Genomic DNA, 24,760 nt, shown 5'->3' with positions numbered 1-24,760 from the left:
CCGTGCACGGCAGAGTCATACCCACCGTCCGCTACGGATCATAACTATCCGTGCTAGCGCGTCGATCGATTCCGGCAGCACGAGGGGCGCACGCCGCGCATGTCCGGGGTCACAGGAAGGCCGGCCGGGGAGCCTGTACGCCTCCCCGGCCGGCTGTCGGCACCCGCACGGCCGCACGGAACTCAGGCTGCCCGGCCCATATCTCGGGGCAGAAACGGTCAAGTTGCCTGCATGTAAACCGAGTTGTGACAGCGACCGCAGCTGTGGCCGGAAATGAGCGGTGCCGGGGGCCCCGCGGTCACCCCTTGGACAGCCGTCCCGTTGCCGGGGGCGGGCCGCCGGACGGCGGGAGCACCTGCTTCTCCGACGCGAAGTGGCAGGCCGAGGGGTGGGCCGTCGGGCCGCCCGGGAGGAAGGACGGGATCTCCAGGAGCGGGACCTCCGTCGCGCAGCGGGCCTGGGCCTTCCAGCAGCGGGTGCGGAAGCGGCAGCCCGAGGGCGGATTGGCCGGGGAGGGGACGTCGCCGGAAAGGATGATCCGCTCGCGGTGGGCGCGGGCCCGGGGGTCCGGGACGGGGACCGCGGACAGCAGGGCCTGGGTGTACGGGTGGGTGGGGTGGTCGTAGATCTGGCTGTCGGTGCCGATCTCGACGATCCGGCCCAGGTACATGACGCCGACCCGGTCGGAGATGTGCCGGACGATCGAGAGGTCGTGCGCGATGAAGACGTAGGAGAGGTTGAACTCGCTCTGCAGGCGTTCCAGGAGGTTGACCACCTGGGCCTGAACGGAGACGTCGAGTGCGGAGACCGGTTCGTCGGCGACGATGATCTCCGGCCGGAGCGCGAGGCCGCGGGCGATGCCGATGCGCTGGCGCTGCCCGCCGGAGAACTGATGCGGGTACCGGTTGATGTACTCCGGGTTCAGGCCGACCACGTCGAGCAGTTCCTGCACCTTGCGGCGCCGGTCGCCCTTGGGGGCCACCTCGGGGTGGATCTCGTACGGCTCCCCGATGATGTCGCCGACCGTCATCCGGGGGTTGAGGGAGGTGTACGGGTCCTGGAAGACCATCTGGATGTTGCGGCGGACGGCCTTCAGGGCCCGGCCGGACAGCTTGGCGATGTCCTCGCCCTTGTAGGTGATCGCGCCCGCCGTCGGGCGTTCCAGGTTGACCAGCATCTTGGCGACGGTGGACTTGCCGCAGCCCGACTCCCCGACGATGCCGAGGGTTTCACCGGCCCGCAGGTCGAAGGAGACCCCGTCGACGGCCTTGACGGCGCCGACCTGTTTCTTGAAGAGGATGCCCTGGGTCAGCGGGTAGTGCTTGACCAGGTCGGTCACTTCGAGGATGGACTCACCGGCCCCCTTGAACTCAGCCACCGAGGCACTCCTTCCAGAAGAAGCACGCGCTGGCGCGGTCCGGCTCGACCTCGGCCAGCGGCGGGACGTCGGTGCGGCAGACGGCCTGCGCCATCGGGCAGCGCGGATTGAAGGCGCAGCCGGGCGGGATGGCCAGCAGGTTGGGCGGCAGGCCCTTGATCGCGTAGAGCTCCTGGCCCTTCTGGTCCAGGCGCGGGATCGAGTCGAGCAGGCCGCGCGTGTACGGGTGCGCGGGCGCGGCGTAGATCTCGTGGACGGGGGCCGACTCGACGATCCGGCCGGCGTACATTACCGCGATCTTGTCGGCCACGTCGGCGACGACGCCGAGGTCGTGGGTGATCAGGATCAGGCCCATGTTGAGCTCGCGCTGCAGCTCGGCGAGCAGGTCCATGACCTGGGCCTGGACGGTCACGTCGAGGGCGGTGGTCGGCTCGTCGGCGATGATCAGCGAGGGTTCCAGCGCCATCGCCATGGCGATCATGATGCGCTGGCGCATACCGCCGGAGAACTGGTGCGGGTAGTCCCCCACCCGCTCCTTCGCCGCCGGGATCTTCACCCGGTCCATCAGCTCGACCGCCTTGGCCCTGGCGTCCTTGCGGGACATCCCGCGGTGGACCTCGTACATCTCGCCGAGCTGGGCGCCGACGCTCAGGACCGGGTTGAGGGAGGACAGCGCGTCCTGGAAGATCATGGCCATCTCGGCGCCGCGGATCTTCCTGCGCTCCTCCTCCTTCATCTTCAGCAGGTCTTTGCCCTTGAAGAGGATCTCGCCGCCGGCGATGCGGCCGGGCGGCATGTCGAGGATGCCCATCACGGCCTGCGCGGTCACCGATTTGCCCGATCCGGACTCGCCGAGCACGGCGAGCGTCTCGCCCTCGTCCACCGAGTAGTCGACACCGTTGACGGCCTTGGCGACCCCGTCGCGCGTCTTGAATTCCACGTGCAGGTCGCGCACTTCGAGCAGCATGTACGGGGCTCCTCAGCGCAGCTTGGGGTCGAGGGCGTCGCGCACCGCGTCGCCGAGCATGATGAACGCGAGCACGGTCACGCTGAGCGCGCCCGCCGGGTAGAGCAGCATGTGCGGGGCGTTGCGGATCTGGGAGGCGGCGTTGGAGATGTCGATGCCCCAGGAGACGGTCGGCGGGCGCAGGCCCACGCCGAGGAAGGACAGGGTGGCTTCCAGGGCGATGTAGGTGCCGAGCGCGATGGTGGCGACGACGATGACGGGCGCGATGGCGTTGGGCGCCACGTGCCGCAGCAGCATCCGGGCGTTGCCGGCGCCGAGCGCCCGCGCGGCCTGGACGTAGTCGTTCTGTTTGGCGGTGATGACCGAGCCGCGGGCGATGCGGGCCAGCTGCGGCCAGCCCAGCAGCACGATGAAGCCGACGACGGGCCAGACGGTGGTGCTGGTGACCACGGACAGGAAGACCAGGCCGCCGAGGACCACGGGGATGCCGAAGAAGATGTCGGCGACCCGGGAGAGCAGCGAGTCGCCCCAGCCGCCGAAGAAGCCGGCGAGCCCGCCGAGCGCCGAGCCGAGGAGGGCAGCGCCGAGGGTGGCGCAGATGCCCACGGTGATGGAGGCGCGGGCCCCGTAGACGGTGCGGGTGTACACGTCGCAGCCCTGGGTGTCGTAGCCGAAGGGGTGGCCCGGGGAGGAGCCCTCCTGCGATTTGGACAGGTCGCATCTCAGCGGGTCGCCGCTCGCGATGAGCTGGGGCCAGATCGCGATGACCACGAGGAAGAGGATCAGCAGCGTGGAGACGATGAAGACGGGGTTGCGGCCCAGCTGGTGCCAGGCGTCGGACCACAGGGACCGGGCCTTCTCCCGCGGTCCGGCGGGGGGTCCCCCGAGTCCCTCCCCCAGGCTCTCGGCCTCTTCCAGCGCGAGGTCCATGGCGCCTCCCTGGCCCGTGGGGGCGATGGCCTCGTGGGCGCCGGGTCCCAGCGGATCGTAGGCGGGACGCTCGGGCTCAGGCATAACGGATCCTCGGGTCCAGGACCGCGTAGAGCAGGTCGACGAGCAGGTTCGCCAGCAGGAAGACGATGACGAGGATGGTCACGAAGCCGACCACCGTCGGGGAGTTGTTGCGCAGGATGCCCTGGTAGAGCTGGTAGCCGACGCCGTGGATGTTGAAGATCCGCTCGGTGACGATGGCCCCGCCCATCAGGGCGCCGATGTCGGTGCCGATGAAGGTGACGACGGGGATCAGGGAGTTGCGCAGCAGGTGGCGGGTGATGACCCGGCGTCTGGGCAGGCCCTTGGCGACGGCGGTGCGGACGTAGTCGGCCTTGACGTTCTCGGCGATGGAGGTGCGGGTCAGCCGGGTGACGTAGGCGAGGGAGACGAGCGCGAGGACGACCCCGGGCAGGATCAGCTCGTTGAACGGGGCGTCCGGGGAGACGGTGGGCCGCACCCATCCCCATTTGACGCCGAAGACGAACTGGAGCAGGTAGCCCGTCACGAAGGTCGGCACCGAGATGACGACGAGGGTGAGCACCAGCAGGGTGTGGTCGACGGCCTTGCCCCGGCGCAGTCCGCTGATCACGCCGAAGGTGATGCCGACGATGATCTCGATGAGGATCGCGACGATGGTCAGGCGCAGGGTCACCGGGAAGGCCGAGGCCATGAGCGCGGTGACCTTCTGGCCGTTGAAGGCCGTGCCGAAGTCGCCCTTGAAGATCTGGCCCATGTAGTGGAGGTACTGCTTCCACAGGGGCTGGTCGAGGTAGAGGTCCTTGCGGATGCGCGCGGCGGTGGCGGGGTCGGGGGCCTTGTCGCCGAAGAGGGCGGCGACCGGGTCACCGAGCGCATACACCATGAAGAAGATCAGGAACGTGCTGCCGATGAACACGGGGATCATCTGGAGCAGTCGCCGGATCACATAACGTCCCATGGACTGCTCCAGGTTCGATCCGTAGGCGGGTCAGCTGACCTTGATCTGGTCGTACACGGGGACGCTGAACTGGTTGAGCGCCACGTCCGAGATCCGCTCCGAGTGGCCCGCGCTGCCGTTCTGGTACCAGAGCGGGATGGACGGCATCTGTGCGGCGAGGATCTTCTCGGCTTCCTGGAACTTCGCGACCGCCTTCGCCGCGTCGCTCTCCCGGTTCGCCTCGTCGACGAGCTTGTCGAAGTCCGGATTGCTGAACTTCCCGTAGTTGGAGGAGGCGCCCGTGTAGTAGAGCGGCTCCAGGAAGTTCTGGATCAGCGGGTAGTCGGCCTGCCAGCCGGAGCGGAAGGGGCCGGTCAGCTTGAAGGCGCTCTGCTGGTTGCGGAAGTCGGCGAAGGTGCCGATCGGGTTGACCGTGCAGACCGGGCCCTCGCCCAGCGCGTTGTTGATGCTGTTGCAGACGGCGTCCATCCACTCGCGGTGCGAGCCGGTGTCCACGTTCGAAGTGATCGTGATCTTGCCGCCGGGGAGGCCGCCGCCCTCCTGGATGAGCCGCTTGGCTTCCTTGGGGTCGAACGCGCAGGCCTCACCGCAGATCTTGGCGTTGAATCCGCCCTCCTCACCGAGCGCCGGGGAGGTCCAGTCCATGGCGGGGGTGCGCGTCTCCTTGAAGATCTGCTTGGTGATCTCGTCGCGGTTGATCGCCCGGGAGACGCCGATGCGGACCTTCTCCATGCCCTCCTTGCTCCACTGGGGGTCGTACAGCGGGAAGGTGAGGGTCTGGATGATGAGGGCCGGCTGGTTGATGTACCGGTCGCCGAGGTCGTTCTTGACGTTCTTGAGCTGCTGCGCCGGGATGTCGTCGACCAGGTCGAGGTTGCCGGAGATCAGGTCGGTGTAGGCGGTGTTGTTGTCGGTGTAGACCTTCAGGTCCACACCGCCGTTGACCGCCTTGTCCTCAGCCGTGTACCCGTCCCACTTGCGCAGCTTCATGCCCGTGCCCTTGGTGTACGAGTCCACCGTGTACGGGCCGTTGCCGACGGGCTTGTCCAGCCAGGCGGCATGGTCGGTGAAGAAGGCCTTGGGCAGCGGGGAGAAGGCCTGGTAGCCGAGGGTTTGGGGCCAGGTGGAGAACTTCTCCTTGAGGGCGACCGTGAAGGTCTTCGCGTCCTTGACGACCAGGCCGGACATGGTCTTGGACTTGGGGTCGCCGCTCGCCGGGTGCACGTCCGCGTAGCCGACGATGTCGGAGAAGAACGTCGCGTTGTTCTGCTTCTTGGAGACGTCCGCGCCGTAGTTCCAGGCGTCCACGAAGGACTGGGCGGTGACCGGCTCGTCGTTGCTGAACTTCCAGCCGTCCTTCAGCGTGATGGTGAAGTTCTGGCTGTCGGCCGTCTCGATCTTCTCGGCGAGCATGTTCTTGGCCGCCCCGGTCTTCGGGTCGTAGCGCATCAGACCGCGGAAGAGCATGTCGAGGACCTTGCCGCCCTGCACCTCATTGGTGTTGGCGGGCTCCAACGGGTTCTGCGGGTCACCCCACGAGGAGCTGACGACTCCCGCGCCACCGCCACCGCCCCCGCCGCCGTCCTCCTGGCCGCCGCAGGCCGTCGCCGCGAGGGCGACGGCCACCGCACCTGCGGCCCACTTGGCGTGGGTGGCTCCGCGCATGGAGTGCCTCCTACTGGATCCCAAGACTCACTTAGGGCCCAATGTCACCCTATGCGGGGTCCCGCACACTCATGGTTGGACCGATTGCACCCTCGCGTCCCCCGCCTGTCACCCCTGCGAGTGCAAGGCGGTGCCGCGGCCGGGGAGGTCTGCCGGTCACAGCACCAGCTCCCAGGTGTCCACCGCGTAGTACACGGCCATCCCGTGCGCCTCGTACAGCGCGAGCGCGCCGGTCTCGTTGCCGGTGTCCACGCCGAGGCCCACCGTGGAGCGGCCGCGCGCCGCGTAGGCGGCGAAGCCGTGGCGCAGCAGGAAGCCGCCGACTCCCCGGCCGCGCGCGTCCTCGACGACGCCGAGGTGGCTGAGCCAGCCCATGCTGGTGCGGTCGTCGCGGGTCAGCAGGACCCCTACGTCGCCCAGCGCGGGCAGGCTCGCGATCCACACCAGCGACCAGTCGAGGCCGCGGCCGTCGATGTGGTCCAGCCAGGGCTCGTACGGACGCTCCACGTGGCCGAAGTGCTCGGCGAAGGTCTCCTCGATCAGGGCGTGGGCACGGCGGCGCTGCGCCGCGTCCCCGTCGCAGGGACGCAGGGTGAGCCCGGCGGGAGGGGCGGGGGGCGCCTCGGCCGGGTCCAGGGAGCGGGTCATCACCTGGTAGCGGCGCACGGTGCGGTAGCCCCGGCCGGGCAGCACGTCGGGGTCGAGGGTGGGCTCGACGTTGAGCTGGAGCCGCAGGGAGGCGGCGGGGGCGCCGCCGGCGAGCTCTCGGGCCCGGACCTCCGTCAGCTCCAACAGCCGGACGGCGGCGGCGCGGTGCCCCGGCAGAACGTAGTGCTCGCAGTCGACGCGGCCGGGGCCCGAGTCGGCCCACACCAGGGCGTAGGCGACGAGCCGGCCGCCCTCGAAGGCGAGCCAGGAGTCCCTGGCCAGGTCGACGTCCGGGTGGTGCAGGTCGGCCTCGACGGCGGCGAGATCGGTTTCCGGGCGGCCGATCTCGATGAGGTCGACGGCGTTGAGGAGGCCGCAGATGTCCCCGGCGTCTGAAGGCCCGGCGGGCCGTACGGTCAGCAGGTCGGTCATCGGACCACTCTCGGACCGGCGGGGGCGGGCCCGCAACCGGCTTTCCCCACACGGCGGGTACGAACGCGAGGGCGCCCGGTACCGGAGAGGATCCGGTACCGGGCGCCCTTGGTGCGTCGTCCGCGGGAGGTCAGACGGCCAGAACGGCCTTCTCCTCCGCGAAGTGGCACGCCGAGTCGTGCGCGGCCAGCGACTTCGAGCCCTGGAAGCGCTCCGGGACGGCGAGCAGCGGCTCCTCCACGGAGCACTTCTCCTCGGCCTTCCAGCAGCGGGTGCGGAAGCGGCAGCCCGACGGCGGGTTGGCCGGCGAGGGGACGTCACCGGTGAGGATGATCCGCTCGCGGCCCTCGCGGGCATCCGGGTCCGGCACCGGCACGGCGGAGAGCAGTGCCTGCGTGTAAGGGTGGGTCGGGTGGTCGTAGATCTGCGTGTCGGTGCCGATCTCGGCCATCTTGCCGAGGTACATGACGCCCACGCGGTCCGAGATGTGCCGGACGATCGACAGGTCGTGCGCGATGAAGAGGTAGGAGAGGTTGAACTCCTCCTGCAGCTTCTCCATCAGGTTGATGACCTGGGCCTGCACCGACACGTCGAGCGCGGAGACCGGCTCGTCGCAGATGATGATCTCCGGGTTGAGCGCGAGGCCCCGGGCGATGCCGATGCGCTGGCGCTGGCCGCCGGAGAACTGGTGCGGGTACCGGTTGATGTACTCCGGGTTCAGGCCGACGACGTCCAGGAGCTCCTGCACCTTGCGGCGCCGGTCGCCCTTGGGAGCCACCTCGGGGTGGATGTCGTAGGTCTCGCCGATGATGTCGCCGACCGTCATGCGCGGGTTCAGCGAGGTGTACGGGTCCTGGAACACCATCTGGATGTTGCGGCGGACGGCCTTGAGGGCCTTGCCGGACAGCTTGGTGATGTCCTGGCCCTTGTAGAAGACCTCGCCGGCGGTGGCGCGCTCCAGGTTCATCAGCAGCTTGGCGACGGTGGACTTGCCACAGCCGGACTCGCCGACGATGCCGAGGGTCTCGCCCCGGTACAGGTCGAAGGAGATGCCGTCGACGGCCTTGACCGCGCCGACCTGCTTCTTGAACAGGATGCCCTGGGTCAGCGGGAAGTGCTTGACCAGGTTGCGGACCTGGAGGATCGGCTCGCGCTCGGGGGCGTTCTTGGTGAGCTCAGCCATGGATCTGCTCCTTCCAGAAGTGGCACGCGCTGTGGCGACCGACAAGCTCGGTGCCGTCCTGCTCGCTGACGGGCTGGAGCATGGGTATCTCCGAGCTGCAGATGTCCTGCGCGGCGATGCAGCGCGGGTTGAACGAGCAGCCGGAGGGCAGGCGCAGCAGGTTCGGCGGGAGGCCCTTGATCGCGAAGAGCTCCTGGCCCTTCTGGTCCAGCCGCGGGATCGAGTCGAGCAGGCCGCGCGTGTACGGGTGCGCCGGGCGCTTGTAGATCTCGTGGACCGGAGCGGTCTCGACGATCCGGCCGGCGTACATGACCGCGATCTTGTCCGCGACGTCGGCGACGACGCCGAGGTCGTGGGTGATCAGGATCAGGCCCATGTTGAGCTCGCGCTGGAGCTCCGCGAGGAGGTCCATGACCTGGGCCTGGACGGTGACGTCGAGGGCCGTGGTCGGCTCGTCCGCGATGATCAGGTCCGGCTCCAGCGCGATCGCCATGGCGATCATGATGCGCTGGCGCATACCGCCGGAGAAGTGGTGCGGGTAGTCGTCCACACGCTCCTTCGCCGCCGGGATCTTGACCTTGTCCATCAGCTCGATGGCCTTCTGGCGGGCTTCCTTCTTCGACAGCCCGCGGTGGACGCGGAACATCTCGCCCAGCTGGTAGCCGACGGTGAGCACCGGGTTCAGCGAGGACAGCGCGTCCTGGAAGATCATGGCGATCTTCTGGCCGCGCAGCTTGCGCCGCTCCTCGAAGCTCATCTTGAGCATGTCCTGGCCGCGGAAGAGGATCTCTCCCTGCGGGATCTTGCCCGGCGGCATGTCGAGGATGCCCATGATGGCCTGCGCCGTCACGGACTTGCCGGAGCCGGACTCGCCGAGGACGGCGAGGGTCTCGCCGGCGCTCACGCTGTAGTTGACGCCGTTGACGGCCTTGGCCACACCGTCGCGGGTGTGGAACTCGACGTGCAGGTCGCGCACTTCGAGGAGCGGCGTCTGCGGGTCCCCGTCACGCGGGGAGGGAACGCTGGAGGTGTTGTCCATGGTGATCACTTACGCCCTCCTCAGCGCAGCTTCGGGTCGAGGGCGTTGCGTACCGCTTCGCCGAGCATGATGAAGGCGAGGACGGTGATGCTGAGCATGATCGAGGGGTACAGCAGGATGTGCTGCGCCACTCGGATCTGCGCGGCACCGGCGGAGATGTCCACACCCCACGAGATGGTCGGGGACGCGAGGCCCAGGCCCAGGTAGGACAGGGTCGCCTCGGCGGCGATGTACCCGCCGAGCGCGATCGTGGAGACCACGATCACCGGGGCCATGGCGTTCGGCAGGATGTGCCGGAACAGGATCCGGGGGGTGCCGGCGCCCAGCGCCTTCGCGGCGTGCACGTAGTCGGCCTGCTTCACGGTGATGACCGCGCCGCGCATGACGCGGTTGATCTGCGTCCAGCCGAGGAACGCCAGGGCGAAGACGACCGTCCACACCGTGCGCTTGGTGAAGGCCTGGAGGACGACCATCGCACCGAGCAGGAACGGGATGCCGAAGAAGATGTCGGTGACGCGCGACATGATCGCGTCCGTGATGCCGCCGAAGTAACCGGCGATCATTCCCGTGAGGGAGCCGACCACGGTGACGATCGCGGTCACGGCGACGGCGACGATGATCGAGGCCCGGGTGCCGTAGATGAGGCGCGCGTAGACGCTGCGCCCCTGGCCGTCGTAGCCGAGCCACTCGGGCGAACCGACCTTGGAGATCTCCGGCTTGCCGAGGAAGTGGTTGATCAGGTCGCCCTTGGTGGGGTCGACGCTGGTGAACCAGCTCGGGAAGGTGGCGATGACCAGGAGGACCAGGATCAGCACCGAGGAGACCAGGAAGTACGGGTTGCGGCGCAGGTCGGCCCAGGCGTCGCCCCACAGGCTGCGTGCCTTCTCGGCCTTCACCGGTGCCACCGGGGCGCCGGGCGCCGACGGGGTCTCGGCCGTCACGGTTTCGGTCTGGGTCAGATCAGGCATACCGGATCCTCGGGTCCATGACCGCGTAGAGGAGGTCGACGAGCAGGCTGGCTATGAGGTAGACGACGACCAGGACGGTGACGACACCGACCACGGTGAGGCCCTCGCGGCGGATGATCGAGTCGTAGATCAGACCGCCGACGCCCTTGACGTTGAAGATGCCCTCGGTGACGACGGCGCCGCCCATGAGGGCGCCGATGTCGGTGCCGAGGAAGGTCACGACCGGGATCATCGAGTTGCGCATGAGGTGCACACCGATGACGCGGCGCTTGGGCAGACCCTTGGCGACGGCGGTGCGCACGTAGTCGGCGCGCAGGTTCTCGGCCATCGAGGTGCGGGTCAGGCGGGCCACGTAGGCGAGCGACAGCGAACCCAGCACGATGGCCGGCGCGAGCAGCTCGCCCCAGGTCTCGTTGATGCTGACGTTCGGCGCGATCCAGCCGAGCTGGAAGGCGAACACCGACTTGACGATGAAGCCGAGTACGAAGACCGGCATCGAAATGATCAGCAGGGTCAGGATCAGGATCAGGTTGTCGACCAGCTTGCCGGCCTTGAGGCCGGCGACGATCCCGAGCGTGAGGCCCAGAACGATCTCGATGGCGAACGCCAGGAAAGCCAGCCGGAGCGTGACCGGGAAGGCGCTTCCGATGACATCGGTGATCTCACGTCCGCTGCGGATCTGGGACCCGAAGTCGAAGTGGAACAGGATGCCGCTGATGTAGTCCCAGTACTGCACGATGATGTGCTTGTCGAGGCCGTGCTCGTGCCGCAGTGCGGCCAGCGTGGCAGGGTCGGTGCCCTTGTCCCCGAAGAGTCCGGCCACGGGGTCGCCGGGCAGGCTGTACACCATAAAGAAGATGAGCAGGGTCGTCCCGAAGAAGACCGGGATCATCTGGAGCAGTCGTCGTGCGACATAGCGCCCCATCATGCCTCCGTAGAAGATGCGGCAGGCGCAGCCGGACGGGCCCTTTCGCCACGCACGCACGTGACGGGATCGTCACTGCGTCGCGAAAGGGCCCCCCGGGGCGCTGCATATAGGCCCGGATGTGGGCCGGCTCCCCGCCGGCCCACATCCGTCGAAAGGAATTACGCTGTGGGACTTACTTCTTGACCTCGACCCCTTCAAGGATCGGGTCGCCGTCCTGGGCGTACTTCACGTTCTGGACCTTCTCCGAGAAGCCCGCGTTGACCTTGTAGTACCAGAGCGGGATCGACGGCATGTAGTTGACGAGGTCCTTCTCGATGGCCTGGTAGGCCTTCACGGACTCGTCGAGGCTCGGGGCCGTGTCGGCCGCGGCGATCTTCGCGTCGAGCTCAGGGCTGGTGAAGCCACCCTGGTTGCCGCCGGCGCCCGTGCGGAACAGGTCGCTGATGAAGTTCGCGTTCACCGGGTAGTCGAGGACCCAGCCGGAGCGGTAGAACGACTTGACCTGCTTGGACTTACGGGCCTGGAGGTCGGCCTGGAAGTCGGGCTTGGCGTCGCCGGTGCACTTGACGCCCGTGGCCTGGGTGATGCTGCCGCAGACGGCCTCGACCCATTCCTTGTGACCGCCGTCCGAGTTGAACTGGATGGAGATCTCGTTGTTCGGGACGCCGCCGCCCTCGGCGATGAGCGCCTTGGCCTTCGCGGGGTCGAACTTGGCGACGTCACCCGAACCGTCAGGCGTGTAGCCGAGGACGCCCTTGGCGACCCAGCCGGTGGCGGGGTCACGGGTGCCCTGGAGCACGGTCTTGGTGATGGTCGCGCGGTCGATCGCCATCGACAGGCCCTGGATGACCTTCGGGCTGACCTGCTTCGGGGTCTTCCACTGGTCGGCGTAGAACGCGACGGCCAGGGTCTGGATCGCCGAGTACGGCTGGTCCACGGCGCGGTCACCGAGGTCGCCACGGTAGACCGGGAGGTCCTTCGGGCCGATCTGGCGCAGGACGTCGACGTTGCCGGACTTCAGGTCCTCGTAGGCGGTCTCGAGGGTGGAGTAGTTCTTGAGGACCACACCACCGTTCTTCGCCTTGTTCTCGCCCTTGTAGTCGTCGAAGCGGGAGAGCTCGATCTGCTTCTTGTGCTCCCACGACTTGAACTTGTACGGGCCGTTGCCGACCGGCTTCTCACCGGCGGCCGCGGGGTCCTTGTAGAAGGCCTCGGGCAGCGGGGAGAAGACCTCGTAGCCGAGCTTGTACGCGAAGTACGGCACCGCGTTGGCGAGCTCGATGGTGAAGGTGTTCTCGTCGACGACCTTCAGGCCCTCGAGCGCCTCGGCGGTGGGCTTGGCGCCCTCGGCCTCGGGGTGCAGGGCCTCGAAGCCCTTGATGTCGGCGAACCAGGACGCGTTGCCCTGCTTGTTGTTGATGTTCGCGGCCCAGTTCCACGCCTTGACGTAGGACTCGGCGGTCACCTTGGTGCCGTCGTGGAAGGTCCAGCCCGACTTCAGCTTGACGGTCCAGAGCTTGCTGTCCTTGGAGTCGACCGACTCGGCGTTCACCATGACGAGCTTGCCGTCGGCGTCGTAGTCGACGAGCTGCGAGAACAGACCCGACATGACGATCGAGCCGTTGGACTCCATCGTGTCGGCCGGGTGGAGGAGCTTCTCGGGCTCGCCCACCTCGACCGAGTAGATGCCGTTCGGGTCAACCTCACCCTTGGCGGCGTTATCACCCTTGTCGCCACCGCCACAGGCAGTCGCTGCCAGGGCGACGACAATCGCGCCCGCTACCCACTTGGCGCTCTTGGCACCGCGCATGGGTTTCCTCCTCATGAGTCCACTGTCTGATGTGAAGGACACCGGTGTGTTTCGCCGACACCCCTGACGGCGATAAGGACCAGTGTCCCGAGTGTGCTCGTGAGTCGACGCTCCCCACAGCGTGTGACCCATTGACCCGAGCTCAATGGAGCCATCCTCAGGGACTCCCAGACCGTAAACCACACTTAAGTGGTCTCGTTTTCACAACATCGCACTACGGCTAAAACCCGAAATCCGGACAAACGGATAGGAGACAGACATGAACGAAACGGACTGTTAGCTCTTCTTCCGGAGTGTCACGGTCGGTATGCGGACACCGGACCGAAATAATCCGCTTGACAAAAGCGAACAGCCCCCCTCGTCACGTACACCGTGACGAGGAGGGCTGTTCACAAAGGCACGTACGGGCAGGACCCAAGTGTGACCTAGGTCCTACGCGACTACTTGCCGGACTTGGCGCGCGAAGCGGTGCGCGAGCGGTCCTTCTGGTCCAGGACGACCTTGCGGATGCGGACGGCCTCCGGGGTCACCTCGACGCACTCGTCGTCGCGGCAGAACTCCAGGGACTGCTCCAGGGAGAGGCGGCGGGGCGGCACCACGTTCTCGGTGTTGTCCGCGGAAGCCGCACGCATGTTGGTGAGCTTCTTCTCCTTGGTGATGTTCACGTCCATGTCGTCGGAGCGCGAGTTCTCGCCGACGATCATGCCCTCGTACACCTCGGTGCCGGGCTCGGTGAACAGGACGCCGCGCTCCTGCAGGTTGATCATCGCGAACGGCGTGACCGAACCGGAGCGGTCGGCGACCAGCGAACCGTTGTTACGGGTGACCAGCTGGCCGAACCACGGCTCGTGGCCCTCGTGGATCGAGTGGGCGATGCCCGTACCGCGCGTACCGGTCAGGAACTCGGTACGGAAGCCGATGAGGCCGCGCGACGGGACGACGAACTCCATGCGGACCCAGCCGGAGCCGTGGTTCGACATGTTGTCCATGCGGCCCTTGCGGACGCCCATGAGCTGCGTGACCGCGCCCATGTGCTCCTCGGGGACGTCGACGGTCATGCGCTCGACCGGCTCGTGCACCTTGCCGTCGATCTCCTGCGTGACGACCTGCGGCTTGCCGATGGTCAGCTCGAAGCCCTCGCGGCGCATCTGCTCGACCAGGATGGCGAGCGCGAGCTCACCACGGCCCTGGACCTCCCAGGCGTCCGGACGCTCGGTGTCGAGCACGCGGAGCGAGACGTTGCCGACCAGCTCGCGGTCGAGGCGGTCCTTGACCTGGCGGGCGGTGACCTTGCGGTCCTTGACCGCGGACTTGGCGTCCGCACCCTTGCCGCTGCCGCCGCGGCCGACCATCGGGGAGGTGTTCGTACCGATGGTCATGGAGATCGCCGGCTCGTCGACCGAGATCAGCGGAAGCGCGATCGGGTTCTCCGGGTCGGCCAGGGTCTCGCCGATCATGATGTCGGGGAAACCGGCCACCGCGCAGATGTCACCCGGGCCCGCCACCTCGGCCGGCTTGCGGGTGAGCGCCTCGGTCATCATCAGCTCGGTGATGCGGACGTTGGAGATCGTGCCGTCACGCTTGATCCACGCGACGGTCTGGCCCTTGCGGAGCTCACCCTGCTCGACGCGGACCAGGGCGATGCGGCCGAGGAAGTTGTCGGCGTCCAGGTTGGTGACGTGGGCCTGCAGCGGCGCCTCTTCGTCGTACACCGGGGCGGGGACGTGGGCCAGGATGGTGGAGAAGAACGGCTCCAGGCTGTCGCTGTCCGGGGGGACGGTGCCGTCCTCGGGCTTGGTCAGCGAGGCGACGCCGTCACGGCCACAGGCGTAGACGATCGGGAACTCGATCTGCTCCTCGTCCGCGTCCAGGTCGAGGAAGAGGTCGTACGTCTCGTTGACGACCTCGTCGATCCGGGAGTCAGGACGGTCCGTCTTGTTGATGCAGAGGATGACCGGCAGCTTCTGCTGCAGAGCCTTCCGCAGGACGAAACGGGTCTGGGGCAGCGGACCCTCGGAGGCGTCCACCAGCAGGACGACGGCGTCCACCATCGACAGACCGCGCTCGACCTCACCACCGAAGTCGGCGTGGCCGGGGGTGTCGATGATGTTGATGGTGATCGGGGCCGACCCGTCCTTCGGGTGGTACTTCACCGCCGTGTTCTTGGCGAGGATCGTGATGCCCTTCTCACGCTCCAGGTCGTTCGAGTCCATCATGCGGTCGTCGAGGTGCTGGTGGGCGGCGAAGGCACCGGCCTGCTTGAGCATGGCATCGACGATGGTCGTCTTGCCATGGTCGACGTGGGCGACGATGGCGACGTTACGGATGTCGTGGCGCGTGGGCACTTCGGCGCTTCTCCCGGGATCGTGGATGGCGACGCGTACGGTCCGGCACGCGCGCCTCGACCGGGCGGAAAACCTGCCACGGCCTTACCCCATCGTACGCCGGATGGCGGGAACCGCCTGCCGGGGGGTCTGTCAAGAGGCCGGACGACTGAGCGGAGCCGAGTGCGGGGTGGGGGGTCTCGGCCGCCGGTACTGCCTGAAAACACGCGGGTCAACGGGTATCCACGACCTTGCCCGCCGGTGATCCGGCGGGCAAGGGACTTGAGTCACATCTGAGGTTCGGACCCTCGGTTCAACCTGGGATGCACCTCTTCGTCATCACTTCTTCTTTTCGTTCTTGTCATTGGCCGTCGGCGGCTTCTTCCAGCCGATGTCCTGGTAGCGGGGCGCTCCGAGGCCGAAGGCTCCCGCGTTGGCCAGGGCCGGCTTCACGGCGACCAGCTCGGGGCGCTGGTACAGGGGGATGGAGCCGGCCGCGGCCCAGATCCGGGCGTCCGCCTTGCGCATCAGGTCGCGGGACGTCTCCTCGTCCAGCTCGCCGGCCGCCTGGTCGAAGAGCTGGTCGATGTGGTCGGTGCCGACCCGCGTGTAGTTCTGTTCGACCAGCAGCGAGCCGTCGGCCGCCGGCTCCGGCTTGGCGAAGATCGGCCGGGCGTCGGTCGCGGGGTAGGCGGTCGCGGGCCAGGAGTAGAGCGCCAGGTCGTACTGGCCGGAGGCGATGTGGTCCTTGAAGAAGCTCTCGTCGGCCACCTTGGTCAGCTCCGTCTGCACGCCGACCTTGTGGAGCATCTGGGCGATCCGCTCGCCGACCGTGCGCAGGGCCTCCGAGCCGGGCCCGGACGGCAGGACGAAGCGCAGGCTCAGGGCCTTGCCGTCCTTGGCCAGCATGGAGCCGGAGGTGCGTACGGCCTGCTTGGCGGGGGCCGGGACGGTGCTCGCCTTGGCCGGGTCGGCGGGCTCGCCGGCGGCTTCGGCGTCCAGGGCCGGGTTGCGCTTGCCGTCGTCCACGGCGTCGGCCTGGGCGCGCAGCATCTGTTCCTGCCGGGCCGCGAAGGGGGCCGGGGCGAGCACCGGGGAGGGCTGGGTCCCGCGGGCGAAGGAGTCGGCGTCGACGATCTCCCCGTCGTAGCCGTACGCGCCTTCGGGAAGGCCCACTCCGGCCGGGTTCTCGGGGCCCTCGGGACGGGCGTCGGGGTGGTCGGCCTTCATCGCGGCCCCGGCGGCCCGGGCCCCGGCCGCCGGCTTGTCGTCGGTCCGGCCCTCTCCGTTGCGCTCGTCGTCCTGGCCGACGATGTAGAGGCCGTCGTTGCCGGTGCCCGGGCCGGCCGGGATCTTCGAATCGTCCGTCTCCTTCGCGGCCTCCGCACCCGCCTTGGCGGCCGGGGGCTCGGTGATCTTGCCGCCCCGGCGCCAGCCCGCGTCCGAGAGCAGGGCCTGCGCGGCCTGGGTGTCCTGGCCCCCGAGGGCGCCGCTGTTGTCGGCGTACGCCTGCTGCCCGGCCAGCGCCAGGTGGCTGCCGACCGGCTTCGCGGGCAGGCCGAGCGGCTTGAGGACGATGTCGGCGAGCGCCTGGCGGTCCAGGACGCGGGCCACGGCGCGGCGCACGCGCTCGTCGGCGAGCGGGCCGGATGCCCCGTTCAAGGCGAGCTGGGTGTAGGTCGGCTCCAGCGACTTGCGGACGGTGAAGGAGCGCAGGGCGCCCTGCTCATCGGCGTACCGCTTCACCGCCTCGGCGTTCTTCTGCCGGGTCTCCTGCTCGCTCCTGGCCTTGGCCTCGTCCGCGCCGAAGGCGAACGCCCACGACAGGGTGGCCTGCGCGGCCGTCACCGAGGCGGCGGGGCCGTGGGCGCCGTCGGCCTTGGCGGACTCGCGGCGGGCCAGCGCGATCCGGTCGGCGCCGGTGCGGTCGATCTCGGCCAGGTCGAGCTTGCCGGCGGCCAGCGCGGCCGGCCGCTCCGCGCGGGGCACGGCGGTGAGCACCAGGGTGTCGAGCTTCGCGGGGCGGCCCCACCAGCGCGGGTTGCGGGTCAGGGCGGCCGTGCCGGTCTTCTTGTCGATGGCGCCCAGCGCGAAGGGGCCGGCGGTGACCTTGAGGGTGCCCCGGGCGCCCTCGTTGAAGGCTTCCGGGGTGCCCATGACCTGCTTGGGGTAGAGGGGGGAGAAGAGGGAGCGCCAGTCCGCGTACGGCCTGATGAAGGTGACCTTGACCTCCAGGTCCGTCTTGCCGCGCTCGATCTTCTCGATCCGGTCGTAGCCGGCGTTGCGCGCCGTCCAGTACGCGGAGTCCTTGCCGTTCAGGGCCCGCCACTGGGCGACGAAGTCGGCTGCGCCGATCTCGCGGCCGTCGCTCCAGACCGCCTGCTGGTTCAGCTTGTACAGGACGACCTGCTTGGGCTCCCGCTCGACGACCTCGGCCTTCTCCAGGTAGTCGGGATTGGCCACCGGGCGCCCCTTGCCGTCCAGCACGAACAGCTGGGGCAGTACCGCTCCGGCGATCCGGTTGGTGGTGGCGTCCGCGTCGGCCTGGAAGGTGTTGAGGGTGCCGGGCAGGGCGTCCACGGCCCAGCGCAGCACCCCGCCGTCGGCGACCTTGTCGCGGGCGGTCGTCGCGATGTCCTGTCCGGCGGCGGCCGGGCCGCCCTCTTCGTCACCCGCGCCGCAGCCCGCGAGCAGCGGCAGTGCAAGAACTCCCGAGGTCAGGAGCGCCAAGGACCTGCGCCTTCTCTGGGACATGGGTGGTACCTCCGGGGCGGGGCGTGGGGGAAGAGTCGTGAAAAGGAGGGGGCCTTGATCACGTTCGGCGGTATATGGAGCTGATCACACTGGGTGCCGAAACCCACTGAAATCGACGCCCTGCCGCGCCCACCGCAGCAGACCCCCGCCACGCCGCGAACCCCACCCGTGCGGACCAATCCGGCTTGCGCTCCGGACGGGCGTTCCCTCGTAAGAGGGATGAAAATGGAGTCAGGAGGGGCGCACGGTTCGCGCCTGCGCGCCCGCAATCGCTGCACGTCCCTTCACAAGCGGGGACGGGAGGCGCGACACTCGCAGGCGCACATGAGCGTTGCCACCGCACCTGCGGAAGTGAGGGCAAGTCATGTCCCTGCAAGATGATCTGACCGCCGTACGACGCAACCTGAACGAGCTGGTCCGCTCCGTGGAGCGGCTGGAGCAGGACGTCGCCCGGCAGGCACCGGCAGCTGCCAGGCCTCCGGGCCAGGGTCAGGGCCCGATGGTCAGCGTCCCGGACACCCCGTACGACAGTTCGCTGTGGACGGACTCCGACGACGAGGGCCTCGGCGCCCGCGACCGCCACGCTCCCTGACCCGGACCCACAGGGCCAGCGTCCGCGCACAACCCACCGGACCCGGCCGTCCGTCGCGCACAGTGACGGCGGCCGGGTCTCCTGGGCCACCCCTCATCACTCCACCCGGAGTCCCTCTTGGCCACAGGCACCCAACCACCATCCCAGCGGCCCGGCGGCGTCCACGACGCCTCGCGGGCCGCGATCGCAGCCCGGCACCTGCGGACCGACCGGTGGTGGCTCTCGCCCGCCGGCACCGCGGCCGGGCTGCTCGCCTTCATCGTCTACTCGACCTGGCGGGCCTTCGCCAACGCCGACTACTACGCGGCCCCGTACGTCTCCCCCTTCTACTCCCCGTGTCTCGCGGAGAACTGCCAGGAGATGCGCGGAGGCCCCAACCTCGACCTCTTCGGCAGCTGGTGGGGCCTGTCCCCCGCCCTGCTGATCCTGATCTTCCCGCTGGGCTTCCGGCTGACCTGCTACTACTACCGCAAGGCCTACTACCGGGGCTTCTGGGCCTCGCCGCCCGCCTGCGCCGTCGCCGAGCCGCACGCCTCGTACAGCGGTGAGACCCGCTTCCCGCTGGTCTTCCAGAACATGCACCGCTACTTCTTCTACGCGGCGGTTCCGGTCGCGGGCATCCTGACCTACGACACGGTGCTGACCTTCCGCGACGAGCAATACGAGTGGGGCCACATGGGCCTCGGGACGCTGCTGTTCGTCGTCAACATCGCGCTGATCTGGGCCTACACGGTGTCCTGCCACTCCTGTCGGCACATCATGGGCGGTCGCCTCAAGCACTTCTCCAAGCACCCGGTGCGCTACCGCCTGTGGGGCTGGATCAGCCGCCTCAACTCCCGTCACATGCAACTCGCGTGGGCCTCGCTGATCAGCGTCGCCGCCTGCGACTTCTACGTGTACCTGGTGGCCAGCGGCGCCTTCACCGACCCGAGGATCTTCTGAGATGGCTCAAGTGGAACGGCAGCAGTGGGACGTGGTCGTGGTCGGCGCGGGCGGCGCCGGACTGCGGGCCGCGATCGAGGCCCGGGAGCGCGGTGCCCGTACGGCCGTGATCTGCAAGTCCCTCTTCGGCAAGGCCCACACCGTGATGGCGGAGGGCGGCATCGCCGCCTCCATGGGCAACGTCAACGAGGGAGACAACTGGCAGGTCCACTTCCGCGACACCATGCGCGGCGGCAAGTTCCTCAACCAGTGGCGGATGGCGGAGCTGCACGCCAAGGAGGCCCCGGACCGGGTCTGGGAGCTGGAGACCTGGGGCGCGCTCTTCGACCGCACGCCCGACGGGAAGATCTCGCAGCGCAACTTCGGCGGGCACGAGTACCCGCGCCTGGCGCACGTCGGCGACCGGACCGGCCTGGAACTGATCCGCACCCTCCAGCAGAAGATCGTCCAGCTGCAGCAGGAGGACTTCAAGGAGTACGGGGACTACGAGGCCCGGCTCAAGGTCTTCCAGGAGTGCACGGTCACCAGGGTCCTCAAGGACGGGGAGAGGGTCTCGGGCACCTTCTGCTACGAGCGCGAGACCGGCCGCTTCTTCGTCCTGGAGGCCCCGGCGGTCGTGCTGGCGACGGGCGGCATCGGCAAGTCCTTCAAGACCACCTCGAACTCCTGGGAGTACACGGGCGACGGCCACGCGCTGGCCCTGCTCGCCGGGGCGCCCCTGCTGAACATGGAGTTCGTGCAGTTCCACCCGACCGGCATGGTCTGGCCGCCTTCCGTGAAGGGCATCCTCGTCACCGAGTCGGTGCGCGGCGACGGCGGGGTGCTGCGCAACAGCGAGGGCAAGCGGTTCATGTTCGACTACGTCCCGGACGTCTTCAAGGAGAAGTACGCGGAGTCCGAGGAGGAGGGCGACCGCTGGTACGAGGACCCGGACCACAACCGGCGCCCGCCCGAGCTGCTCCCCCGCGACGAGGTGGCCCGCGCCATCAACTCCGAGGTCAAGGCGGGACGCGGGTCCCCGCACGGCGGGGTCTTCCTGGACGTGTCCACCCGGATGCCGGCCGAGAAGATCAAGCGGCGGCTCCCGTCGATGTACCACCAGTTCAAGGAGCTGGCGGACGTGGACATCACCGCCGAGCCGATGGAGGTCGGCCCGACCTGCCACTACGTGATGGGCGGTATCGCGGTCGACTCGGACACCGCCGCCACCGTCGGGGTGCCCGGGCTCTTCGCCGCGGGCGAGGTGGCGGGCGGCATGCACGGCTCGAACCGGCTCGGCGGGAACTCCCTCTCCGACCTGCTGGTCTTCGGCCGCCGGGCCGGGCTGCACGCGGCCGAGTACGCCGCCGCTGAGGCGGGCCGGCTGCCGGTCGTGGACCAGGCCCGGGTGGACGCGGCGGCCGCGGAGGCGCTGGCTCCGTTCCATGCCGACGAGGGCGCGGAGAACCCGTACACCCTGCACCAGGAACTCCAGACGACCATGAACGACCTCGTCGGCATCATCCGCCGCGAGGGCGAGATGGCCGAGGCGCTCGACAGGCTCAAGACCCTGCGGCTGCGGGCCTCGCGGGCCGGGGTCGAGGGACACCGGCAGTTCAATCCGGGCTGGCACCTGGCGCTCGACCTGCGGAACATGCTGCTGGTCAGCGAATGCGTGGCCCGCGCGGCCCTGGAGCGCACCGAGAGCCGGGGCGGGCACACCCGCGAGGACTGTCCGGCGATGGAGCGGTCCTGGCGGCCGGTGAACCTGCTGTGCCGGCCGGTCGACCCGGCTCCCGGGGACAGGGGCGACGGAGCCCGGATCGCGCTGACCCGGGTGCGCACCGACCCCATCCGATCCGACCTGCTCGCGCTCTTCGAGAAGGAAGAGCTGGTCAAGTACCTCGCCGAAGAGGAGCTCTACGGGTGACTACCTACGATGCCGCGTTCCGGATCTGGCGGGGCGACACGGAGGGCGGCGAGCTGCGCGACTTCACCGTCGAGGTGCACGACGGGGAGGTGGTCCTGGACATCGTCCACCGCCTCCAGGCCACCCAGGCCTCCGACCTCGCGGTGCGCTGGAACTGCAAGGCGGGCAAGTGCGGTTCGTGCAGCGCGGAGATCAACGGGCGGCCGCGGCTGCTGTGCATGACGCGCATGTCGACCTTCTCCCGCGAGGAGACGATCACGGTGACCCCGCTGCGGGCCTTCCCGATCGTGCGCGACCTGGTGACGGACGTGTCCTTCAACTACCAGAAGGCGCGCGAGGTCCCATCCTTCGTCCCGCCGGCCGGGGTGGCGCCGGGCGAGTACCGGATGCAGCAGATGGACGTGGAGCGCTCGCAGGAGTTCAGGAAGTGCATCGAGTGCTTCCTGTGCCAGGACACCTGTCATGTGGTGCGTGACCACGAGGAGAACAAGACCTCCTTCGCCGGACCCCGTTTCCTGATGCGGGTGGCGGAGCTCGACATGCACCCCCTGGACGCGGCGGCCGAGGCGGGCCTGGACCGCAAGCGCACGGCCCAGGAGGAGCACGGGCTCGGCTACTGCAACATCACCAAGTGCTGCTCGGAGGTCTGCCCCGAGGGAATCAAGATCACCGACAACGCCCTGATCCCGCTGAAGGAGCGGGCCGTGGACCGCAAGTACGACCCGCTGGTGTGGCTGGGAAGCAAGATCCGGAGGCGTTCCGGCCAATAGCCGCCCCCAGCTGTTCACTTGGCACGACAGAAGGCCCCCTGAACCACGTCGTCGACGTGATGTCAGGGGGCTTTCGCGGTGCGGGTGGGGGATCAGCCGGCGAACCGGTACCGCCTCGACCGGCGGCTCGGCCAGGGCGGCATGGGCCGGCCGGGGCGCCGGGGGATGCGACCGCGCCGCGGGCGGCCACGGGCGAGATCCTGCGGCAGCGTTCGCCGCACCCGGCGACACCGTCCTGGTCGGCGCCCGCCTCATCCTCTTCCGCCCCGACCTCACGGCGTACGCCCTGCCGTGACCGCGCGGGGGCCGAGCCCGGGTCCCGGGGCGCGGCGATCTCCGGGTGCGGGGGCGCGGAACGGCCCATACTCTCCCAAATGTGACGCCGCCGAATAGACGCACCACCGCCGCCATATCCCTCCGGGCCACCCTCATCCTGGCCGCCGCCGTCCTGGTGCTGGGCGGCTGGGCCACGGCTGCGGCGCCGTCCGCCCGGGCGGACGACCCCGTCACCCTGTCCGCGCAGGGCCAGATCACCGACCGCGTGGGCGCCCTGGGCGACCGCAAGGCCGCCGTCACGGCCGCGCTGGACAAGCTGTACGCCGACCGGAAGATCCAGCTGTTCGTCACGTACGTGCACGACTTCTCCGACCGCTCCGCGCAGAGCTGGGCCGACGCCACGGCCGAGAAGAACGGCCTCGGCCAGAACGACGTCCTGCTCGCCATCGGCACCGGGTCCCGGCAGTACGCCTATTCGGCCGATGTCGAATCCGGTTTCACCAAGGAGCAGCTCGCGGCGGTCGCGCAGACCGCGATCGAGCCGGCGCTCCGGCAGAACGACTGGGCGGGCGCCGCGATCGGCGCCGCGAACGGCTACGACGCGGTCCTCGGCGGGCTGCCCGTGCCCGTGCCCGCGATCACCCCCGGCGCGGCCGACCCGGGCGGCGGCGAGAGCGGCGAGAGCGGCGAGAGCGGCGCCGGGGACTTCGTCCTCCCGGTGGTCGCCGTCGGCGCGGCCGGCGCCCTCGGGGCGTACGCGTACTCCCGCCGCAAGCGGCGTCCGGGCGGCGCCGGTACGCGGACCGGCGCCGGCTGGGGCGGCCAGGGCGCGACGCCGGCGCAGCTGCCCCTCCCCGAACTGGACGCCAGGGCCAAGGCCCTGCTGGTGGAGACCGACGACGCCATCCGCACCAGCACCGAGGAACTCGGCTTCGCGACCGCCCAGTTCGGCGAGGGGGCCGTGTCGGCCTTCACCGAGGCCGTGGAGTACGGGAAGGGCGAGCTGACCGCCGCGTTCCGGCTGCGCCAGCAGCTCGACGACGCCTACCCGGAGGACGACGCCACCCGGCGCCGGATGCTCGACGAGATCGTGGCCCGCTGCATGGAGGCGAGCCGGCGGCTCGACGCCGAGTCCGAGGACTTCGACCGGCTGCGGGACCTGGAGAAGAACGCCCCGGAGGCCCTCGCCACCGTGGAGAGCCACTTCCGCGCCCTGACGGGCCGTACGACGACGGCGGAGGCCACCCTCACCGCGCTCGGCCGGCAGTACGCGGACTCGGCGGCCGGCCCCGTGGCGTCCAACCCCGAACAGGCCAAGGACCGGCTGCTGTTCGCGACGACCAGCCTGGGCGAGGCGCGCGCCGCGATCGGCGCGGGCGACAACGGCAAGGCCGCCGTACACGTGCGGGCCGCCGAGGGCGCCGTCGACCAGGCCGCGACCCTCGTCGACGCCGTGGAGCGGCGCGCGCAGGAACTGGCCGAAGCCGCGGGGAAATTGCCGGGCGCGCTCAACGAGACGGAAACCGACCTCGCCGACGCGCGCGGCCTGCTGACCGGTACCACCGAGGGCACCTCCACCGCCGATCTGCGCGGCCGGATCAGCCGGGCGGAAGCCGTACTGGCCGACGTACGCCAGGAGCAGGGCGCGGGCCGGTACGACCCGATGGACGCCCTGCGCCGCGTCGAGGAGGCCGACGCGGCCCTCGACGAGGCGCTGGCCGGGGCGCGCGAGCGCGAGTCGGGGCGCCAGCGGGCGGCGGCCCTGCTCGACCAGGCCCTGCTCACGGCCCGCAGCGCGATCGGCGCGGCGACGGACTACATCACCACCAGCCGGGGCGCGGTCGCCAGCCAGGCCCGCACCCGGCTGGCGGAGGCGCAGCGCCACCTGGAGCGGTCCACGTCCCTGGCGGGCTCGGACCCGGCGGGCGCCCTGGCCGAAGCCCAGCAGGCGGACTCGCTCGCGCGGCAGGCGCAGCAGCTGGCCGAGCAGGACGTACGGGGGTACCAGAACCCGTACGGCGGCGGCCGGCGGCAGGGCGGCGGCATGGGCGGCGCGGTGCTCGGCGGGATCATCCTCGGCGAAATCCTGGGCGGCGGCCGCGGGGGCGGCGGCTTCGGGGGCGGGGGCGGCGGCGGTTTCGGCGGGGGCGGCGGCCGCGGCCCCGGCTCCTTCGGCGGCGGCGGGACCCGCGGCCGCATGGGCGGCGGCGGCCGCTTCTGACGGACCCCACTCCCCCTTCCCCTC

The 24,760-nt window shown here is 69.5% G+C and carries 18 protein-coding genes; 5 read left to right on the top strand and 13 right to left on the bottom strand.

Going from position 1 to position 24,760, the window contains the following annotated elements; all coding sequences use genetic code 11:
* Window positions 1-298: 298 nt before the first annotated feature.
* The 13 genes from J7F03_RS13365 to J7F03_RS13305 form a co-directional block, all read right to left on the bottom strand.
* Complete coding sequence (locus tag J7F03_RS13365) at window positions 299-1,378, bottom strand: ABC transporter ATP-binding protein (protein WP_214949144.1); 1,080 nt, start codon at window positions 1,376-1,378, stop codon at window positions 299-301.
* A complete protein-coding gene (locus J7F03_RS13360; protein WP_214949143.1) occupies window positions 1,371-2,345 on the bottom strand; it encodes an ABC transporter ATP-binding protein in 975 nt (324 codons plus the stop codon). The genes J7F03_RS13365 and J7F03_RS13360 overlap by 8 nt, the downstream gene beginning before the upstream one ends.
* A 12-nt stretch (window positions 2,346-2,357) precedes the next feature.
* Entirely contained in the window at window positions 2,358-3,359 is a 1,002-nt protein-coding gene (locus J7F03_RS13355; protein WP_214949142.1) for an ABC transporter permease, read from the bottom strand.
* Window positions 3,352-4,275 carry an ABC transporter permease gene (locus J7F03_RS13350; RefSeq protein ID WP_214949141.1) on the bottom strand — a complete coding sequence of 308 codons (924 nt, stop codon included), beginning with the start codon at window positions 4,273-4,275 and terminating at the stop codon, window positions 3,352-3,354. Before J7F03_RS13350 ends, J7F03_RS13355 begins: the two co-directional genes overlap by 8 nt.
* Window positions 4,276-4,305: 30 nt before the next feature.
* Complete coding sequence (locus J7F03_RS13345; protein WP_214949140.1) at window positions 4,306-5,940, bottom strand: ABC transporter substrate-binding protein; 1,635 nt, start codon at window positions 5,938-5,940, stop codon at window positions 4,306-4,308.
* 156 nt (window positions 5,941-6,096) lie between these two features.
* On the bottom strand, window positions 6,097-7,020 hold the full coding sequence (locus J7F03_RS13340) for an N-acetyltransferase (protein ID WP_214949139.1): 924 nt from the start codon (window positions 7,018-7,020) through the stop codon (window positions 6,097-6,099).
* Window positions 7,021-7,150: 130 nt separating this feature from the next.
* Entirely contained in the window at window positions 7,151-8,203 is a 1,053-nt protein-coding gene (locus J7F03_RS13335) for an ABC transporter ATP-binding protein (protein ID WP_214949138.1), read from the bottom strand.
* Window positions 8,196-9,242 (bottom strand): ABC transporter ATP-binding protein, encoded by a 1,047-nt coding sequence (locus J7F03_RS13330; RefSeq protein WP_251071876.1) that lies wholly within the window; start codon window positions 9,240-9,242, stop codon window positions 8,196-8,198. Before J7F03_RS13330 ends, J7F03_RS13335 begins: the two co-directional genes overlap by 8 nt.
* Before the next feature lie 20 nt (window positions 9,243-9,262).
* A complete protein-coding gene (locus tag J7F03_RS13325) occupies window positions 9,263-10,210 on the bottom strand; it encodes an ABC transporter permease (protein ID WP_214949134.1) in 948 nt (315 codons plus the stop codon).
* The gene (locus J7F03_RS13320; RefSeq protein WP_214949440.1) at window positions 10,203-11,135 is read right to left on the bottom strand and encodes an ABC transporter permease; all 933 of its coding nucleotides are present in this window, start codon (window positions 11,133-11,135) and stop codon (window positions 10,203-10,205) included. The genes J7F03_RS13325 and J7F03_RS13320 overlap by 8 nt, the downstream gene beginning before the upstream one ends.
* 175 nt (window positions 11,136-11,310) lie before the next feature.
* Window positions 11,311-12,948 carry an ABC transporter substrate-binding protein gene (locus tag J7F03_RS13315; protein WP_214949132.1) on the bottom strand — a complete coding sequence of 546 codons (1,638 nt, stop codon included), beginning with the start codon at window positions 12,946-12,948 and terminating at the stop codon, window positions 11,311-11,313.
* 440 nt (window positions 12,949-13,388) lie between these two features.
* The gene (gene typA / locus J7F03_RS13310; protein ID WP_214949130.1) at window positions 13,389-15,293 is read right to left on the bottom strand and encodes a translational GTPase TypA; all 1,905 of its coding nucleotides are present in this window, start codon (window positions 15,291-15,293) and stop codon (window positions 13,389-13,391) included.
* A 318-nt stretch (window positions 15,294-15,611) separates the two neighbouring features.
* Window positions 15,612-18,026, bottom strand: coding sequence for an ABC transporter family substrate-binding protein (locus tag J7F03_RS13305; protein ID WP_214949123.1), 2,415 nt, complete (start codon window positions 18,024-18,026; stop codon window positions 15,612-15,614).
* 364 nt (window positions 18,027-18,390) lie between these two features.
* Here J7F03_RS13305 and J7F03_RS13300 point away from each other — a divergent pair, with 364 nt between their 5' ends.
* The 5 genes from J7F03_RS13300 to J7F03_RS13280 all read left to right on the top strand — a co-directional run bounded on the left by J7F03_RS13300 (window position 18,391) and on the right by J7F03_RS13280 (window position 24,736).
* Complete coding sequence (locus tag J7F03_RS13300; RefSeq protein ID WP_214949122.1) at window positions 18,391-18,618, top strand: hypothetical protein; 228 nt, start codon at window positions 18,391-18,393, stop codon at window positions 18,616-18,618.
* Window positions 18,619-18,735: 117 nt separating this feature from the next.
* On the top strand, window positions 18,736-19,560 hold the full coding sequence (locus tag J7F03_RS13295; RefSeq protein WP_214949121.1) for a hypothetical protein: 825 nt from the start codon (window positions 18,736-18,738) through the stop codon (window positions 19,558-19,560).
* Between the two features lies 1 nt (window position 19,561).
* Entirely contained in the window at window positions 19,562-21,469 is a 1,908-nt protein-coding gene (locus J7F03_RS13290) for a fumarate reductase/succinate dehydrogenase flavoprotein subunit (RefSeq protein WP_214949120.1), read from the top strand.
* Complete coding sequence (locus J7F03_RS13285) at window positions 21,466-22,239, top strand: succinate dehydrogenase/fumarate reductase iron-sulfur subunit (RefSeq protein WP_214949119.1); 774 nt, start codon at window positions 21,466-21,468, stop codon at window positions 22,237-22,239. The genes J7F03_RS13290 and J7F03_RS13285 overlap by 4 nt, the downstream gene beginning before the upstream one ends.
* A 376-nt stretch (window positions 22,240-22,615) precedes the next feature.
* Window positions 22,616-24,736, top strand: a complete 2,121-nt coding sequence (locus tag J7F03_RS13280) for a TPM domain-containing protein (RefSeq protein WP_374104322.1) — start codon at window positions 22,616-22,618, stop codon at window positions 24,734-24,736.
* Window positions 24,737-24,760: the final 24 nt, after the last annotated feature.

The organism is Streptomyces sp. ISL-43 (assembly GCF_018614195.1).
In the GTDB taxonomy this organism is placed as follows: domain Bacteria; phylum Actinomycetota; class Actinomycetes; order Streptomycetales; family Streptomycetaceae; genus Streptomyces.
Note: the sequence above shows the minus strand (reverse complement) of the source record. Positions and strands in the feature narration are given on the sequence as shown.